Origin of the sequence: Clostridioides sp. ZZV14-6009 (assembly GCF_020658095.1) — a bacterium.
Classification (GTDB): Bacteria; Bacillota; Clostridia; order Peptostreptococcales; family Peptostreptococcaceae; genus Clostridioides.
Map to the genome: position 1 here is coordinate 1 of NZ_JAGWDG010000082.1, position 374 is coordinate 374.

Here is a 374-nt window from a genome sequence, read left to right on the forward strand (position 1 = left end):
GAGGTGTAGCGCAGTTTGGTAGCGCACATGGTTTGGGACCATGGGGCCGGGGGTTCGAGTCCCTTCACCTCGACCAACCAGGACCTTTAGCTCAGTTGGTTAGAGCGCCCGGCTCATAACCGGTAGGTCTGGGGTTCGAGTCCCTGAAGGTCCATTATTCTTCATAGGGGTGTAGCTCAGTTGGTAGAGCGTCGGTCTCCAAAACCGTGCGCCGGGGGTTCGAGTCCCTCCACCCCTGCCAAATAAAAAGGACTTGAAAAAAAACGAGTTTTAGAGTAATATAAGATAGTAAATAATATTTCGAGGTGTAGCGCAGTTTGGTAGCGCACATGGTTTGGGACCATGGGGCCGGGGGTTCGAGTCCCTTCACCTCG

At 53.5% G+C, this 374-nt stretch carries 3 tRNA genes; all 3 read left to right on the forward strand.

Features of this window, described 5'->3' with window-relative positions:
- Positions 1-80 precede the first annotated feature (80 nt).
- The 3 genes from KGF36_RS19955 to KGF36_RS19965 all read left to right on the forward strand — a co-directional run bounded on the left by KGF36_RS19955 (position 81) and on the right by KGF36_RS19965 (position 374).
- A tRNA-Ile gene (locus tag KGF36_RS19955) sits at positions 81-154 on the forward strand.
- An 11-nt stretch (positions 155-165) separates the two neighbouring features.
- Positions 166-241 (forward strand) — tRNA-Trp (locus KGF36_RS19960).
- A 60-nt stretch (positions 242-301) separates the two neighbouring features.
- A tRNA-Pro gene (locus KGF36_RS19965) sits at positions 302-374 on the forward strand.